13 protein-coding genes and 1 pseudogene are annotated in these 16,157 nt (G+C 62.8%); 8 read left to right on the top strand and 6 right to left on the bottom strand.

The genetic code is table 11. From position 1 onward, the window contains the following. Nucleotides 1–249: pseudogene (locus ACTNBZ_RS04765) on the top strand (hypothetical protein); the annotation flags it as partial. On the opposite strand, the gene ssnA reads toward ACTNBZ_RS04765, so the two are convergent. Beyond that, nucleotides 246–1,586, bottom strand: coding sequence for a putative aminohydrolase SsnA (ssnA, locus tag ACTNBZ_RS04760; RefSeq protein ID WP_441208550.1), 1,341 nt, complete (start codon nt 1,584–1,586; stop codon nt 246–248). The pseudogene ACTNBZ_RS04765 and the gene ssnA sit on opposite strands and share 4 nt — an antisense overlap. 428 nt (nt 1,587–2,014) lie before the next feature. Between ssnA and ACTNBZ_RS04755 the strand changes: the two genes are divergently transcribed. From ACTNBZ_RS04755 to ACTNBZ_RS04745, 3 genes are all read left to right on the top strand, one after another. Continuing rightward, nucleotides 2,015–2,653 carry a helix-turn-helix transcriptional regulator gene (locus tag ACTNBZ_RS04755; RefSeq protein ID WP_441208549.1) on the top strand — a complete coding sequence of 213 codons (639 nt, stop codon included), beginning with the start codon at nt 2,015–2,017 and terminating at the stop codon, nt 2,651–2,653. Between the two features lie 117 nt (nt 2,654–2,770). Next, nucleotides 2,771–3,448 (top strand): HAD family hydrolase, encoded by a 678-nt coding sequence (locus tag ACTNBZ_RS04750; protein ID WP_441208548.1) that lies wholly within the window; start codon nt 2,771–2,773, stop codon nt 3,446–3,448. 74 nt (nt 3,449–3,522) lie between these two features. After that, nucleotides 3,523–5,133, top strand: coding sequence for a peptide chain release factor 3 (locus ACTNBZ_RS04745; RefSeq protein ID WP_441208547.1), 1,611 nt, complete (start codon nt 3,523–3,525; stop codon nt 5,131–5,133). A 91-nt stretch (nt 5,134–5,224) separates the two neighbouring features. On the opposite strand, the gene ACTNBZ_RS04740 is transcribed toward ACTNBZ_RS04745, so the two are convergent. From ACTNBZ_RS04740 to ACTNBZ_RS04730, 3 genes are all read right to left on the bottom strand, one after another. Continuing rightward, a complete protein-coding gene (locus ACTNBZ_RS04740; protein WP_441208546.1) occupies nt 5,225–5,746 on the bottom strand; it encodes a hypothetical protein in 522 nt (173 codons plus the stop codon). 199 nt (nt 5,747–5,945) lie between these two features. Then, nucleotides 5,946–7,355 (bottom strand): amidohydrolase family protein, encoded by a 1,410-nt coding sequence (locus tag ACTNBZ_RS04735; protein WP_441208545.1) that lies wholly within the window; start codon nt 7,353–7,355, stop codon nt 5,946–5,948. 24 nt (nt 7,356–7,379) lie between these two features. Further along, nucleotides 7,380–8,744: a uracil-xanthine permease family protein gene (locus tag ACTNBZ_RS04730; protein ID WP_441208544.1), complete on the bottom strand. Its 1,365-nt coding sequence runs from the start codon at nt 8,742–8,744 to the stop codon at nt 7,380–7,382. A 679-nt stretch (nt 8,745–9,423) separates the two neighbouring features. Here ACTNBZ_RS04730 and mnmE point away from each other — a divergent pair. The 4 genes from mnmE to ACTNBZ_RS04710 all read left to right on the top strand — a co-directional run bounded on the left by mnmE (nt 9,424) and on the right by ACTNBZ_RS04710 (nt 12,747). After that, nucleotides 9,424–10,800: a tRNA uridine-5-carboxymethylaminomethyl(34) synthesis GTPase MnmE gene (mnmE, locus tag ACTNBZ_RS04725; RefSeq protein WP_441208543.1), complete on the top strand. Its 1,377-nt coding sequence runs from the start codon at nt 9,424–9,426 to the stop codon at nt 10,798–10,800. A gap of 41 nt (nt 10,801–10,841) precedes the next feature. Next, nucleotides 10,842–11,441: an HD domain-containing protein gene (locus tag ACTNBZ_RS04720; protein WP_441208542.1), complete on the top strand. Its 600-nt coding sequence runs from the start codon at nt 10,842–10,844 to the stop codon at nt 11,439–11,441. 91 nt (nt 11,442–11,532) lie between these two features. After that, nucleotides 11,533–11,961, top strand: coding sequence for a MarR family winged helix-turn-helix transcriptional regulator (locus tag ACTNBZ_RS04715; RefSeq protein WP_441208541.1), 429 nt, complete (start codon nt 11,533–11,535; stop codon nt 11,959–11,961). 15 nt (nt 11,962–11,976) lie between these two features. Further along, nucleotides 11,977–12,747: a sulfite exporter TauE/SafE family protein gene (locus ACTNBZ_RS04710; protein ID WP_441208540.1), complete on the top strand. Its 771-nt coding sequence runs from the start codon at nt 11,977–11,979 to the stop codon at nt 12,745–12,747. Between the two features lie 70 nt (nt 12,748–12,817). Here ACTNBZ_RS04710 and miaA read toward each other — a convergent pair whose 3' ends face one another. Beyond that, complete coding sequence (gene miaA, locus ACTNBZ_RS04705; protein WP_441208539.1) at nt 12,818–13,720, bottom strand: tRNA (adenosine(37)-N6)-dimethylallyltransferase MiaA; 903 nt, start codon at nt 13,718–13,720, stop codon at nt 12,818–12,820. A 227-nt stretch (nt 13,721–13,947) separates the two neighbouring features. Continuing rightward, entirely contained in the window at nt 13,948–16,080 is a 2,133-nt protein-coding gene (locus ACTNBZ_RS04700) for a bifunctional metallophosphatase/5'-nucleotidase (RefSeq protein WP_441208538.1), read from the bottom strand. Between the last annotated feature and the right edge of the window lie 77 nt (nt 16,081–16,157).

Raw genomic sequence — 16,157 nt, 5'->3', positions numbered from 1 at the left:
CAAAACACTTGGAGAGGACCGCATCAACGCTGCTTTGCGCATTTAATAAGTACAGTGGTTGAGCTCGCCCCAGAGCTTTTTGGACTGCTCCATGCACCAGGCGTTGATGCGCCTTCCCCGCCCGGCGTGGCCGTGCGGGGGCCCATATGCTTTGATCTGCGCGGGGCAAATGAATTGCCCCGGCATCAAGGTTTTGCCGTTGGCAAAACACTTGGAGAGGACCGCATCAACGCTGCTTTGCGCATTTAATAAGTACAGTGGTTGAGCTCGCCCCAGAGCTTTTTGGACTGCTCCATGCACCAGGCGTTGATGCGGTCCTCGTCGATGCCCACGAACTCCCGGTCCTGGTAGACCACCTTGCCGTTGATGATGGTGGTGCGGCAGTTTTTGCCCATCATGCCGAAGAGCATGTGGCCGTCGATATTGGCGTCGGAGAAGGGGGTGAAGGGCTTGTAGTCCATGACGATCACGTCGGCGGCGGCGCCCTCCGCCAGGATGCCAAGAGGCTTCTTGAAATAGCGGGCGGCGATCCGGGGGTTGTTGCGGAAGAGCATGCCGGTGGTCTCGCACCAGCCCACGTTGGGCTGGGCCACATTGTGGCGCTGCATGGGCAGGATGACCTTCAGGCTCTCCAGCATGTCGTGGGTGTAGGCGTCGGTGCCCAGGCCCACCAGGATACCCTTCTGGCAGAGCTGGAGGGTGGGGGCGCAGCCCACGGCGTTGCCCATGTTGGACTCGGGATTGTTGACCACCATGGTGCCCGTCTCCCTGATGATCTCCATCTCGGCGGGGGAGACGTGGATGCAGTGGCCCAGCATGGTCTTTTCGCCCAGAATGCCGTTGTAGAGCAGGCGGTTCACCGGGCGGCAGCCGTAGTTGCGCAGGGAGTCGTACACGTCGTTCATGCCCTCGGCCACGTGGATGTGGAAGCCGGTGAGCCCATCATTGGCCTTGACCATCTTCTCAAAGGTCTGGTCCGAGATGGTGAACAGGGCGTGGCCGCCGAACATGGCCTGGATCATATCGTCGTCCTGCTCCTTACACCAGCGTGCGAAGTCGGCGTTCTCCTGAATGGCCTGGTCGCACTTTTCCATGCCGTCCCGCTCGCTGACCTCATAGCACAGGTTGGCGCGAATGCCCAGCTCCTGGCACACGTCCTTGATGGCGAAGAGGGAGCCGGGGATCTCACAGAAGGAGGCGTGGTGGTCGAAGATGGTGGTGACGCCGTCCCGGATGCAGTCCAGCACGGTGGCGTAGGCGCAGGCCCGGGTGCCGTCCAGAGTCAGGTGACGGTCGATATACCACCACTGACCATCCAGCACCTCAAAAAAGTTGGTGGGGTTGAAGCCGTTGATGCTCAGTCCCCGGGCCAGGCCGGAGTAAATATGGGTGTGGGCGTTGATGAGGCCGGGCATGATGACGCCGCCTTTGGCGTCCACAAACTGAGCGTCCGGGTATTTGGCCTTGAGCTCGGCAAAGGGGCCCACTTCCTTGATGAGCTGACCGTCAATAGCGACGGCACCGTCCTCCAGATAGGGGAGTGTTTCGTTGCGGGTGATGAGTTTTCCGTTTCCGACCAGCAGCATGTGTAATTCCTCCTTTTTGGATGGATGTGATGGGGGTCCGGCGTCCGGCGGGAAAAAGAAAAAGGACCCCCATTGAAATGAGCGTCCTTCCAGCCCGGCCGCCGCGGACGGCCGAAATGAAAGACGTTCATTCAGCCCGTGCGCGAAGCACTTCGTTGCAGCCACAACTGATATGATGAGTTTGGTCAATTTGCATAGATATAACTCTTTTTACACTCACAGTCTAACATATTATTTTGAGAAAATCAACCCTTTTTCAGCTTGGCAAAAATTTTTTTAGCAAACAGATTTTTTCTTGTAATTGTGACCTGATATGATAAAATAGATAAAAATGATACAGCGCGGCAAAATCCGATGGTGTGGGAAATATTCCTCCATCCGCCCGGCTCCGGGACCGCGCCATACACCGGAAAAGGAGGAGATGTTTTATGCCTGAGGCATCTGTGCTCCAGTTTTTGTTTCAGCTGGCCAAGGGGATCGCCCAGCAGTTCGGGCCAAACTGCGAGGTGGTGGTCCACGACCTGATCTCCAACGACGCAGAGAGCTCCATCGTGGCCATCGAGAACGGCCATGTCACCGGACGGAAGGTGGGGGACGGACCTTCCCATGTGGTGCTGGAGGCCCTGAACAGCGACCGCACCAAGCTGAAAGACCATGTAGCCTACCTGACCCGCACCAAGGACGGCAAGATCCTCAAGTCCAGCACCTTTTATATCCGGGATGACAGCGGGGAGGCCGTGGGCATCTTCGGCATCAACTACGACATCACCCTGATGCTGGCCATGGAGAACAATCTCAAGCAGTTCACCAGTACGGAGCAGGAGACCCGGGAGCCCGAGCCCATCGCCCGCAACGTCAGCGACCTGCTGGACGAGCTCATTGAGCAGAGCGTCCGGGTGGTGGGCAAGCCGGTGGCGCTGATGAACAAGGAGGATAAGGTGAAGGCCATCCAGTTCCTCAACAACACCGGGGCCTTTCTCATCACCAAGAGCGGCGACAAGGTGTGCAAATTCTTCGGCATCTCCAAGTACACCCTGTACAGCTATATCGACGAGGCGAAAGAGTGATCGACATGCTGAAAAGCCGGCCGCAGGGCCGGCTTTTTTTGACCGTCTGCCCCATTGTATGCCCCTGCCGGGCCGTGGTAAAATAAGTTGAGATCACAACGGACAGGAGGTCCGGATATGGTGGACGGAGTGCTTTTTGACCTGGACGGCACGCTCTGGGACGCGGTGGACAGCATCTGCGCCGCCTGGAACCTGGCTCTGGCGGCATGCGGTCAGACCCGGCGCTTTCAGCCGGAGCAGGTGCGCGCCTGCATGGGCATGCTGCTGCGGGACATCGCCGACCGGCTGATGCTCTGGCTGGAGCCGGAGGAGCGGCAGCGGGTGATGGCCGAGTGCGCCCGGCGGCAGGCGGAGTATCTGGCGGTCCACGGCGGCAGGCTCTATCCCCGGCTGGAGGAGACGCTGGAGCGGCTGGCCGGGCGGTATCCCCTCTTCGTGGTAAGCAACTGCCAGAGCGGGTATATCGAGGGCTTTTTCGCCGTCACCGGCCTGGGCCGGTATTTTCGGGATTTTGAGTGCCCCGGCCGCACGGGGCTGGACAAGGCGGCCAATATCCGCCTTGTGACGGAGCGCAACGGTCTGAAGCACCCGGTCTACGTGGGGGACACCCAGGGGGACTGCAATGCGGCGGAGGCGGCGGGAGTGCCCTTTATCCACGCGGCCTACGGCTTTGGGACCGTGGAGGGGAAATATCCGGTCCTGAGGGCCTTCGGGGACCTGCCCGGGCTGCTGGCGGGGCTGCACAGCCCCGGTGAGGACGGTTTTGCGGAGAAACAGGAGGAGATTCCCTTGTGATATACCGAAAGATATGATAAAATATTACGCTATGTATTGCGATATAGGCTATTTTAGGTTTGGAGGGACATCCCTTGTCAAAATATGAAGCGGAAATCAAGCGCCGCCGCACCTTCGCCATCATCTCCCATCCCGACGCCGGCAAGACCACGCTGACCGAGAAGTTCCTGCTCTATGGCGGGGCCATCGCCCAGGCCGGCCAGGTCAAGGGCAAGAAGAACACCCGGGCAGCCACCTCGGACTGGATGGAGATTGAGAAGCAGCGCGGCATCTCTGTCACCTCGTCGGTGATGCAGTTCCAGTACGAGGGATACTGCATCAACATCCTGGATACTCCGGGCCACCAGGACTTCTCTGAGGACACCTACCGCACCCTGATGGCGGCCGACAGCGCCGTCATGGTCATCGACGCGGCCAAGGGCGTGGAGGCCCAGACCCGGAAGCTCTTCAAGGTCTGCGCCATGCGGGACATCCCCATCTTCACCTTCATCAACAAGATGGACCGGGAGGCCCGGGACTCCTTTGAGCTGTTGGAGGAGCTGGAGAAGGAGCTGGGCATCGAGACCTATCCCGTGAACTGGCCCATCGGCTGCGGCAAGGATTTCAAGGGCGTCTACGACCGGGGATCCGGAAAGATCATCCATTTTACCAGCAACGGCGGCGCCAAGGCGGCCACCGCCACCGAGGTGGAGCTGGGAGATCCCAATCTGGACGGTCTCATCGGCGCGGGCCTGCACCAGCAGCTGGTGGACGAGATCGAGCTGCTGGACGGCGCCGCCGCCGAGTTCGACCTGGACCGGGTGCGCCACGGCAAGCTCTCGCCGGTGTTCTTCGGCTCGGCCCTGACCAACTTCGGCGTGGAGCCCTTCCTGGAGCATTTTCTCCGCATGACCACCGCCCCCCTGCCCCGGAAGGCCGGGGACGAGGTCGTTGACTCCATGGACGATTCCTTCTCCGCCTTTGTGTTCAAGATCCAGGCCAACATGAACAAGGCCCACCGGGACCGGATCGCCTTTATGCGGGTGTGCTCCGGCAAGTTTGAGGCCGATAAGGAAGTCTACCATGTCCAGGGCGGCAAGAAGCTCCGCCTCTCCCGGCCCCAGCAGCTCATGGCCGCCGAGCGGGAGATCATCGAGGAGGCCTACGCCGGCGACATCATCGGCGTGTTTGACCCGGGCATCTTCTCCATCGGCGACACCCTGTGCGCCCCGGGGAAGAAGTTCAGATTTGATCCCATCCCCACCTTCGCCCCCGAGCACTTCAAGCGGGTGCGGAGCCTGGATACCATGAAGCGCAAGCAGTTCCTCAAGGGCATGGAGCAGATCGCTCAGGAGGGCGCCATCCAGATCTTCAAGACCCCCTACACCGGCATGGAGGAGGTCATCGTGGGCGTGGTGGGCACCCTGCAGTTCGACGTGCTGGAGTACCGGCTGAAGAACGAGTACAACGTGGACCTCTACATGGAGGGCCTGCCCTACGAGTACCTGCGCTGGATCGTCCGGGAAGAGGAGGACGCCGAGCCGCTGAAGGAGGAGGACCTGATCCTGGGTTCCGACACCAAGCTGGTGGAGGATTACAAGGGCAACCAGCTCCTGCTGTTCGGATCCCAGTGGGCCATCGACTGGACGGCGGAGCGCAACAAAAACCTGACGCTGCGGGAATTCGGCGGCGGTACCGGCGCGTGAGCCGGCCTGCCTGTGACCTGTGAAAGAAGAAAACGCGCCCCCGGTCTCAAAAGACCGGGGGCGCGTTTTTGCCCGGCTGGCAGGGATGCGGTCAGCCGGGAGGGGAGGAAAAGGCAAAACAGTGGACGCCGCCGTCCGCGGAGCAGACGGTGGATTCCCACCCCTCCCTGAGCGGGAGGGGGGCGGCCACCGAGCAGCCGGTGTCCCCCGGAGCCAGGGTGAACCGGAGCAGCCGGGGGGAAACACGGGCGAAGGACAGCTCCCACAGGGGAAAGGAGAGAGCGGCGGCGCGGCGCTTCCGCCGGGGCCCCTGATAACAGGTCAGATGGATCTCCACACCGGTCAGTTCCTCCGGCGGGATGGGCAGGGAGAAGCAGTACCGGTCCCTGACCGGATCGAGTACCGGAGGGGCAAAGAGGGCGGAACCGTCCCGGGTGTGGAAGAAGAAGCAGTCGATGGTCACGGCCCACACCGCGTCCCCGGCCAGCCCCAGCCGCCGGAGGCAGTGGCCGGGGAGCTGGCGCGCCTCCTCCAGCTGGTAATCCCAGAGGGCCTGACGGATGGGATAAGGATGGGGCGCGCCCCGTTTCCAGGCGCGGTTCCGGAACGTCATGAAGAGCCCTCCTGTCGCGGGCCGGGCCGCCCGCGGCCCGGAAGATGGGGACAGTATAGCAGAGGATGGTCACAGTACGGTAACAAAATGGATACAAAAATGAAATAGACAGCCAAAATATGTGACCACAATCGGGTGCCGGAAGAAAAAAAGCCCGCCTCCCGGAGGAGGCGGGCCGGATGTTTTTACGGGGTAAGGCTCAGCCGAAGGAGCGGTTCCACTTGTGGCCCTCGCGGCGGTTGGTGATGTGGCCGCGCTCGCACAGGTCCTCGGCGCACTTCTGGACACGGCGGTAGATCTCCTTCTCGTCCTTGACGGTGGTGATGACGCCGTTCTCCATGACCACCTTGCCGTCCACCATGGCGCCCACGATGTTCTTCATGGAGGCGGAGTAGACCAGGGTGGAGACGGGGTTGTGCATGGGAATGGCCTTGGGGCACTCCACGGGGTCGAAGATGACCAGGTCGGCCTTCTTGCCCACTTCCAGGGAGCCGATCTCATCCTCCATGCCCAGGGCCCGGGCGCCGTCGATGGTGGCCATCTCCAGCACCTTCTCGGCGGTCATGGCCAGGGGATCCCGGGTGGCCACCTTGTGCTGCAGGGCGGTGAACTTCATCAGCTCCACCATGTCCTGCGCGTTGTTGGAGGCGGCGCCGTCCACGCCCAGAGAGACGGTGATGCCGTTTCTGAGCATCTTGGGCACATCGGCCACGCCGGAGGACAGGTACTGGTTGGAGCAGACGTTGTGGGACACCTTCATGTCATACTTCTTGGCCATGGCGATGTCCTTGTCGGTGAGGTAGCAGCAGTGGACCATGAGCACGTTGGGACCTACGATGCCCATCTCCTCCAGCAGCTCGGCATCGGGCTTGCCGTGGAGCTCCTCGGCGGCGTCGCGGTCGAAGGGAGTCTCGGAGATATGGACGGTGAAGCCGGACTTGTACTCATTGGTCACCCGCCACAGCATCTCCAGCAGGGGGCGGGAATTGGACCACATGGCCGCGGGGGCCACCCAGATCTTGATGCGGCCGTTCTCGCTGTTGTGATAGGTCTCAAAGAGGCGGCGCAGGTCCTTCTCGATGGTATCCATGTCCTGCATGATGCCGGGATGGACGCCGAACTGCGCGCCGGTATCCATGCAGCCCCGGCCCAGGATGCCGCGGATGCCCAGCTCACGCATGGCGTCGATGACGCCGTCGGAGAGCTCACCGGTGGGGTGGGGATACATGTAGTCCAGCATGGTGGTGATGCCGCTGTGCAGGCCCTCCATGCAGCCCAGCATGGCGGCCAGGTAGCAGTCCTCACGGGTCAGGTTGGTGGCGGCGGGGAAGGTCATGGTCTCCAGCCAGTCCTTGAGCACCATGTCGTCGCCCAGGCCCTTGAGCAGGGTCTGGAAGAGGTGGTTGTGGGTGTTGACAAAGCCGGGGAAGACGATCTTGCCCTCCAGGTCGGTGACCTGGGCCGCGTCGGGATACTTGGCCTCCAGCGCGGCGCTCTCGCCCACGTCCACGATTTTGTTGCCCTGGACGGCGACAGCGCCGTGGAAGAACACCTCCCGGTCGGGATTGACAGTGACGATGATACCGTTTTTCAGCAGATGGTCGATCATGATGTACGTGCTCCTTTCTGTTAATCAGTCGGCGGACACCTCGGCGTCCCGGTCCTCCTGTGTCTTGGGCAGAACGATATTGAGAACGATGGCGGTGAGAGCCACCAGGATGATGCTGGACTCACCGAAAAACATCTGCACATAGCCGCCGATGACGTCCAGGCTGTCCTTGGCGAAGGAGATGCCCAGACCCAGCGTCAGGGAGATGCCGCACACCAGCATGGAGCGGCTGGTGAAGCGGCTCTTGGCCACCAGGCTCATGCCGCTCATGGTGATCATGGAGAAGACCACGATGGTGGCGCCGCCCACCACGCAGTTGGGGATGGTGGAGAGCACCGAGGCCAGCTTGGGACAGAAGGCGGCCACCACCAGCGTCAGGCCGCCGGCGCCCATGACATAGCGGGAGCAGACCTTGGTCATGGCCACGATGCCGGAGCACTGGCTGTAGGAGCCGGTGGCGAAGCAGTTGAAAATAGAAGAGAACATACAGGCAACAGCATTGCCCATGATACCGCCGGAGAGCTCCTCGTCCCTGGGCTGACGGCCCAGGCCGCCGGTGGCCGACACGGTCATGTCGCCCACCATCTCCACGGCGTTGATGAAGTAGAGCAGGATAAAGACCAGGATAATGGTCACATCGAACTTCAGCGCGCCGAAGGCCAGGGGACGGGGAATAGCGAACCATGCCGCCTCTTTCACGGGGGAGAAATCAACGTATCCGGCGAAGGCGGCTACCAGGTAGCCGGCGATGATGCCGATGAGCACCGCCGCGGCGCTGACCATGCCCTTGCCGAAGGCGGAGCAGGCCACGATGACCACGATGACCAGCGCGCCGATGAGCCAGTTGTGAAGCTGGCCGATGGCGGGGTCCCCCTGACCGCCGGCCAGGTTATATGCCGCGATGGGGAAGCAGGAGATGCCGATGGATACGATGATGGTGCCCGTGACGATGGGCGGGAAGAACTTGCGGATGTAGGGCAGGATGAAGGCCACGAAGATCGAGGTGAAGGCGGCCACCAGCTGCGCGCCGAAGAGCACGCCCAGTCCCAGGGACTGGTTGGTGGCGATGGCCAGGCAGATGGGCAGGAAGGTATAGGTCAGGCCCATCATGACAGGCAGGCCGGAGCCGATGCGGATCTTTCCCAGTCTGAGGGGGAAAGCCTGGATCAGGGTGGCGACGCCCGCGCCCAGGACCGAGCACTGGATGAGCAGGGTACCCTGCGCACTGCTCATTCCGGCGGCGCTGGCCACCAGGATCATGGGGACGATGTTGCCCACGAACATGGCCAGCAGCTGCTGGAGTCCCAGGGGGAAGGCTTGGAGGATGGACGGGCGTCCATCCAGCTCATAGATGGCATTGCTCTTTGCTGTGTTCTGTTTGATATTCAATTTAGATATCCCTCCACAGGATGTCCGACGGAGGGGACGGTCCCCTCCAAGCTATCTCATCTCGTTGCGGACGAAGCGGCATGATCCGGGGATGTGGGATATGCCGCTTACCTGTCAGCCGGCGGTGGGATTTCCCCGCCCGCGGGCGGAGAACCGGCCGGATCAGTATACAGGCATAGGGGTGAAGTAAGATGAGAAAAGAACTCCGCTCCCCTCCGCGCCTTCGCTGCAAGCGCGGCTGATAAAATTGATACCTCCAGTTTAGATTATAGTACACTTAATATGACTTGTCCAAAGGTTTTTACACGAAAAAAAGACATAATATGACTTAAATTGGGAGAAAAGGAGAGACTTTATATCTGCCGGCAAAAAAATAATTTGGTTTTGTAGGCGCTTATGCAAAGTGATATGCACGAAAGAAGAATTGGAAGAAAAAGGGGTGGATTGCAGCGCAGGCTTTTCCACATTATCCACACAGTTATCCACATACATGTGGAAAGAAAAAGCGGACACAATATGCAGCTAAGCGTTTACATAAAGTAAACAGAAGGAAAAAAGATGGTAAAATCGACTAAAAAAGAAAAGGGCGCAAAACAGAAGGCGGCTTGCCCCGGATGGGGGATGCGTGGTAGAATGGGACAGATATCCCCGCGGAGCGCGGGTGAGGAAGGTGGATCGGATGAGGGATACCATTGCCGCCATCGCCACAGGGCCTGCCCGGGCCGCGGTCGGCATACTGCGCCTGTCCGGGCCGGAGGCCATCCGGGCGGCGGGAGCGGTCTTTCGGGCCAAAAGCGGGCGGCCCCTGGCGGAATATGAGAGCCGCCGGCTGGTATTGGGAAACCTGCTGGACCGGGAGGGCCGTCCGGTGGACCAGGTGCTGGCCACCATCTCCCGGGGACCGGAGAGCTATACCGGGGAGGATACGGCCGAGCTGCAGTGTCACGGCTCTCCGGCGGTGCTGGCCCTGGGGCTGGAGGCCCTCTTTGCCCAGGGAGTCCGCCAGGCGGGGCCGGGGGAATTCACCCGCCGGGCCTTTCTCAACGGCCGGCTGGACCTGCTGCAGGCCGAGGCGGTGGCCGACCTCATCGACGCCGAGAGCGCCCAGGCCGCCCGCTGCGCCGGAGGGCAGCTCTCCGGCCGGCTCAGCCGCCGGGTGGAGGAGATCTACCGGGCGCTGGTGGACGTAAGCGCCCATTTCCACGCAGTGCTGGACTACCCGGACGAGGACATCGACGCCTTTGGGGCGGACAGCCTGGACCGGGCCCTGGCGGCAGCGGAGGGGGAGCTCTCCGCCCTGCTGGATACCTACCGCCGGGGGAAGCTGCTGATGGAGGGCATCCCCTGCGCCATCGTGGGCCGGCCCAACGCGGGCAAGTCCTCCCTGCTCAACGCCCTGCTGGGGTACGAGCGGGCCATCGTCACCGATATTCCCGGCACCACCCGGGACACGGTGGAGGAGCGGTGCACCCTGGGCGGGCGGCTGCTGCGGCTCATTGACACGGCGGGCATCCGGGAGACCGGGGACGCGGTGGAGCGCATGGGCGTGGCGCGCAGCCGGGCCGCCCTGAAGGGGGCCGAGCTGGCGCTGGTGCTGGTGGACGGCGGCGACGTAGGGGAGGAGGATATGGCCCTGCTGCGCTGCGCCATGGAGCAGGTGCCGCGGGTGCTGCTCCTCCTTACCAAGCAGGACCTGTGGGAGGGGACGGACACGCCCCCTGTCCTTGCGGGGGAGGACCTGCCGCCGGTGCTGGAGATCAGCAGCCGGACCGGGTACGGCCTGGACCGTCTGGAACAGGCCATTGAAGCCCTGTTCCCGCCGGACGCCGCCCAGGACAGCGGTGAAATGCTCACCAACGCCCGGCAGGCCGGGGCGGCGGGCCGGGCCCTGGAGGGGGTGCGTTCTGCCCGAAAGAGCCTGGCCGCCGGCATGACCCCCGACGCGGTGCTGGTGGACGTGGAGGGTGCCATGGAAGCCCTGGGAGAGCTCACCGGCCGCAGCCTGCGGGAGGACGTGACGGCCCGCATCTTTGAGCGCTTCTGCGTGGGAAAATAGAGAAACGGCCGGCCGGGCCGGGAAGGGAAGGAAAGAAAATGATGCTGGAACCCAATACGCCGCTGGAGCCGGGCGCACTGATGGATTTTCTTCATACCATCGAAGCCCTCAAGTGCAACACCCGCCATTCCTGGACCTCCACCGGCCGGCACGAGTCGGTGGCCGAGCACTCCTGGCGCCTAGCGGTGATGGCCCTGCTGCTGCGGGAGGCCATGCCCGGCGTGGATATGGACAAGGTGATGCGCATGTGTCTCATCCACGACTTCGGCGAGGCGGTCACCGGCGACATCCCTGCGTTTGAGAAAAAAGAGGTGGACGAGGCGGTGGAGAATATAGCGGTGGCCGGCCTGCTCCTCCAGCTTTCCGGCAAGGCGGGGGAGGAACTCTCGGCCCTTTTCACCGAGATGGACGCCATGGAGACGGCGGAGGCCCGCGTGTACAAGGCCCTGGACAAGCTGGAGGCCGTCATTCAGCACAACGAGGCCCCGCTGGACACCTGGCTCCCGCTGGAGTATGACCTGAACCGCACCTATGCCTCCGAAGAGTGCGCCCCCTTCCCCTTCCTGAAGGAGCTGCGAGAGGAGGCCCTGCGGGAGACGGAGCGAAAGGTGAAAGACGTGCCTGCGGCGGCGCAGAAATAAAACAGCGCGCTCCCCGGATGGACTTGACAAATGGGGAGCGCGTGTTTATCATACAATATGTTCAAAATAGAACTATTTAGAGGAGGCCATCATGTCCCCTGATTTCTGGAACATCCTGTCTCTGGCCCGCCGCCTCTACGCGCAGGCCCTGGAGGAAGCCGCCGTGCCTTACGGCCTGACCCGCATGGAGCTGAATATCCTGCTCTTTCTGGACCGGCATCCCGATCTGGATACGGCCGCAGATATCATTGAGCGCCAGGGCCTGAGCAAGTCCCATGTGTCCCTGGCGGCGGCCGATCTGGCGCGCCGGGGCTTTCTCCGCCGGATCATCTCCAGAGGAGACCGCAGGCGGGTCCATCTGGCGGTGCAGCCTGCCGCCGGGGAGGCGGTGGCGGCGGGCCGGGCCGCCCAGGAGCGATTTTTTGCCCGGCTGACCCGGGGGCTGGAGCCGGAGGAGATCCGGAGCGTGGAGCGCGGCCTGGCCCGGATGGCCCGCAATCTGGAAGAGATGCCATTTTAAAAGGAGAGACCCTGCATGCTTTATACCATTCTCGTCTGTTTTCTGGCCGGCGCCGGCGCCGGTCTGGGCACCGGTTTTGCCGGTATGAGCGCCGCGGCGGTGATCAGCCCGGTGCTCATTACCTTTCTGCACATGAACGCCTATCAGGCCGTGGGCGTTGCGCTGGCCAGCGACGTACTGGCCAGCGCGGTCAGCGCCTGGATCTATCACCGCAATAAAAATCTGGACGTAAAGAACGGGCTGGTGATGATGATCTCCGTCCTGTGCTTCACGATGGTGGGGAGTTGGGTCTCCAGCCGGGTGCCCAATCAGACCATGGGCAGCTTCTCCGTGTTCATGACGCTGCTGCTGGGCGTCAAGTTCATCGTCCGCCCCGTGATGACCAGCAAGGAGGCCATGGCGGCCGTCAGCCCCCGGAAGCGGTTCATGCAGTCGGTGGTGTGCGGCGTTCTGGTGGGCTTTATCTGCGGCTTCGTGGGAGCGGGCGGCGGAATGATGATGCTTCTCATCCTCACCAGCGTCCTGGGGTATGAGCTCAAGACCGCGGTGGGGACCAGCGTATTCATCATGGCCTTTACCGCCTTCACCGGCTCGGTAAGCCATTTTGTCATCGGCGGGATGCCCGACCTGCGGGTCCTGGCGCTATGTGTACTTTTCACCCTGCTCTGGGCGCGCGTCGCCGCCAGACTGGCCAACCGGGCCGACCCCCGCACCCTGAACCGGGCCACCGGCGTGATCCTGGTGGTGCTGGGGGTGGTGGTCCTGGGCTTCCAGGCGCTGACCTGAGGCCCATTTCCGGAGACCCGGTACGGCAAAAAGCCGCCGCGGAACACTGTCCGCGGCGGCTTTTCCTGCATCATTGGGCCAGAAAAGACCGGGAGGCTCCCAGAGCCTGCTCCAGAGGATCGTGCTCCATGTCCAGCCAGAGCACGTCCCTGTCCTTTTTGAACCAGACCACCTGCCGCTTGGCAAAGCGCTTGATGGCCCGGCCCAGCTCGTCGGCCAGGGCGTCCGGAGAGGGTATCTCCCCGGTAAGATACCGGAGGATGTAGCGGTACTCCAGCCCCAAAGCGTCCAGAAAGGCGTCGGTAGCGCCCGCTTCCCGGAGCCGGGCCACCTCGTCGATCATGCCGGCGTCGATGCGCCGGTGCAGCCGCTCGTCGATGCGGCGGCACACCACCTCCCGGGGGTAGTTGACCCCCAGCAGGAGACACTGGTAGCGGGGAGAGCGGGGGGCCTCGGACAATTCCTCGCCGGAGAGGAGCTTTTCCAGCGTGCGCACCAGGCGCTGATGGTTCTTCTCCTCGCCGCCGGAGAGGGTGCGGCCGGTCTTTTCCCGGAACAGGGCGTAGAGCTCGTCGGCGCTCTTCTCCTCCAGCTCCGCGCGCAGGGCAGGGTCGGGCCGGGCGTCCCGGAAGGTATAGCCCTCGGTGACAGAGCGGACATAGAGCCCGGTGCCCCCCACAAGGATGGGGACCTTCCCCCGGGAGAGGATGCCGTCAATGGCCTCATAGGCGTCCCGCTGGAACTGGGCCACCGAGTAGGACTCGTTGGGCTCCACCACGTCCAGCAGGTGATGGGGCACGCCGTCCATCTCCTCGGCCGTTACCTTTCCGGTGCCCAGGTCCAGCCCCCTGTACACCTGGCGGGAGTCGGCTGAGACGATCTCGCCCCCCACGCACTTGGCCAGCTCCACCCCCAGCCCGCTCTTGCCGCAGGCGGTGGTGCCCAGGATCACGATCAGTTTCGGCAGGGCCATGGTCCCCACTCCTTATCCCTTAAAATCAGATCATCTTATCTTAATGCGCATTGTAACAATGTCTGAATTCGATCAAAAGGGCTGAGAATGGCCCTTTTGATCGAATTGTGCGGCTGCTGCCGCACGAATAAACCGCAAAGCGGTTTATTCGGCAGACATTATCTTAACATAAAAGGGGCCCGGCGGCAACCGCCGCCGGGCCCCGGCAGTACGGGAGAATAAAGGACTCAGCCAGCCAGGGGAGAGGCGCCCAGCAGGGCGTTCACGCCGGCGGCGGAGAGGTAGTAGTGGCCCTCAAAAGCGATGGCGGACACGGTCACGTCCCTGCCGTCCACGCTGACGGTGATGTCGGCGGGGGACTGGGCGGCGGGGGCCTGCATGGGCAGGGTGACCACGGCGCCGTCATAGGCCGCGCCGGTGGTAACGGTCACGCGGCCGTCCCAGCCCACGTTGAACTGGGCCTCGCTGCCGGAGAACAGGAAGGCCAGGTCACGCAGGCGGTAGTAGGTGGTGCCGTCGGCCAGGGTGATGGCGGCGGCGGTGCCGGTCTGACCTCCGGCCAGGGTCACGTTATCCGCCAGAGAGAGCACGCCGGCATAGGCGTCCAGATTCAGGGATGCGCTGTAGGGGGTCTCCAGCTGGCCGTTGTTCACCAGAGCGATGAGCTTGGCCCGGGCGGGATTGTCAAGCTGCAGGTCCACGCCGGTGATCTTCCAGTTGTTGTCCACGGCGGGGGCCACAGGGGAGTGCTCGGCAAAATAGGCCACGATCATGTCACGGATGGCGTTGGAGGACTCCCACTCCTTCTTGCCGGAGACGAGGCCCTGGCTCTTCAGGGCGGAGGAGTAGCGGTAGTTGTTCACCGCCAGGGTCAGTTCCTGGTCGTCGGCCAGGGGAGCGCCCTGGAACATCACGTTCTTGATGCGCTCTCCCTTGGGCTGGGACAGGTCGATCTCATAGTCCACGCCGGCGAACATGTCGTAGAGATAGCCGGGGTACTCGGGGTCGAAGGAGATGCTCAGGTCGCCGGGGACCCACTGATTGTAGCACTCGGCGGACCACTCCATGTAGGCCTTGAGCTCCTTGCCGGTGACGGGGACCCGGTAGAGGGTATTGTCGAACTTGTAGATGTCAAAGATATTGCCGTAGTTGATGTCGCCCTCGGGCAGGTCGCTGGTGTCCTTGAACAGGGCGGCGGCGGATACGTCGGCGCCGGAGGCCTCCAGCTGGATGCGGTTGATCAGATCCATGACGGCGGTGTCCTCCAGCTTGCCCTGGGGCAGGCCGGCGATCTCATTGGCGGGCTGGAATTTGGCGGTGGTGGTGCCCAGGGCGGAGCCGCCCTCGCCGTCCGCGCCGGAGCCGCCCTGGATGAAGTCGATGGTCTTCTGATGGGCCTCCTTCACCAGGGGGATGGAGCGGATCTCCTCGCTGGGAGTGACGCCGTTCATGTCAACCACTTCCACGGAGGAGGCGGTGACGTTTTTGGCGCTGTCCAGCGTCAGGTCAAAGCGGACGATATCCCGGCCGCCGTTGCGGGCGCCGCCGATGACGGTGGAGCCCTGCTGGTCCTTGACCACCACGTGGTTATGGGCCACCTGGAGCACGTCGACCTCCGGGTTGTCGTCCAGGATCTTCTGGGCGGAGTCGGAGCCGTTCTCCTCGTCGAACTCGGCATACATGCCCATGTGGGCCGAGACCACGATCACGTCGGCCTGACCGCCGATCTCGGCAATGGCGGCCTTGACGGCGGTGTTGGCAGCGGAATAGGCGCAGTCCTCAACGCCCTCCTTGCCGCCGTCCCAGATGGGCACGTCGGGGGTGACCACGCCGATGACGGCCACCTTCACGCCGCCCTTCTCCACGATGGTCCAGCCGGCACCGGTGACAGGCTTGGCGCCGGCGTCCTTGACGTTGGCGGCCAGCACCGGGAAGTCGGCCTGGCCCAGGATCTTGCGCATGGTGGAAATGCCCCAGTTGAACTCATGGTTGCCCAGGGTCATGGCGTCATAGCCCATGAAGTTCATGGCGGCGATGACGGGATGGGGCTGGTCGGGGGTCTTGTTGTAGATGTCGTCGGTCATGATGGTGCCCTGGATATCGTCGCCGGCATCGATGAGGATGGTGTTGGGATTCTCGTCCCGAACCTGCTGGATGTAGGTGTAGAGGCGGGCCATGCCGTTGTTGGCGCTTTCCTTGTTGTCCTCATAGCTGTAGCCCCAGATGTTGCCGTGCATGTCGGAGGTGCCCAGGATGGTGATATGGGTCTCGCCGGCGGCAAAGGCGGCCGGCATCAGGGAGAGCAGCATGGCCGCCGTCATGAGGGCGGTCAGAAGCGTGCGCAGGGGACGTTTTTTCATGAGATCCACTCCTTTACAGACGATATGGCGGAAGAACCGGCGGTCCGGGGCATAGGACCGCCCTTCTACCATAGTTT

The organism is Pseudoflavonifractor sp. HCP28S3_F10, assembly GCF_052065415.1.
In the GTDB taxonomy this organism is placed as follows: domain Bacteria; phylum Bacillota; class Clostridia; order Oscillospirales; family Oscillospiraceae; genus Pseudoflavonifractor_A.
Note: the sequence above shows the minus strand (reverse complement) of the source record. Positions and strands in the feature narration are given on the sequence as shown.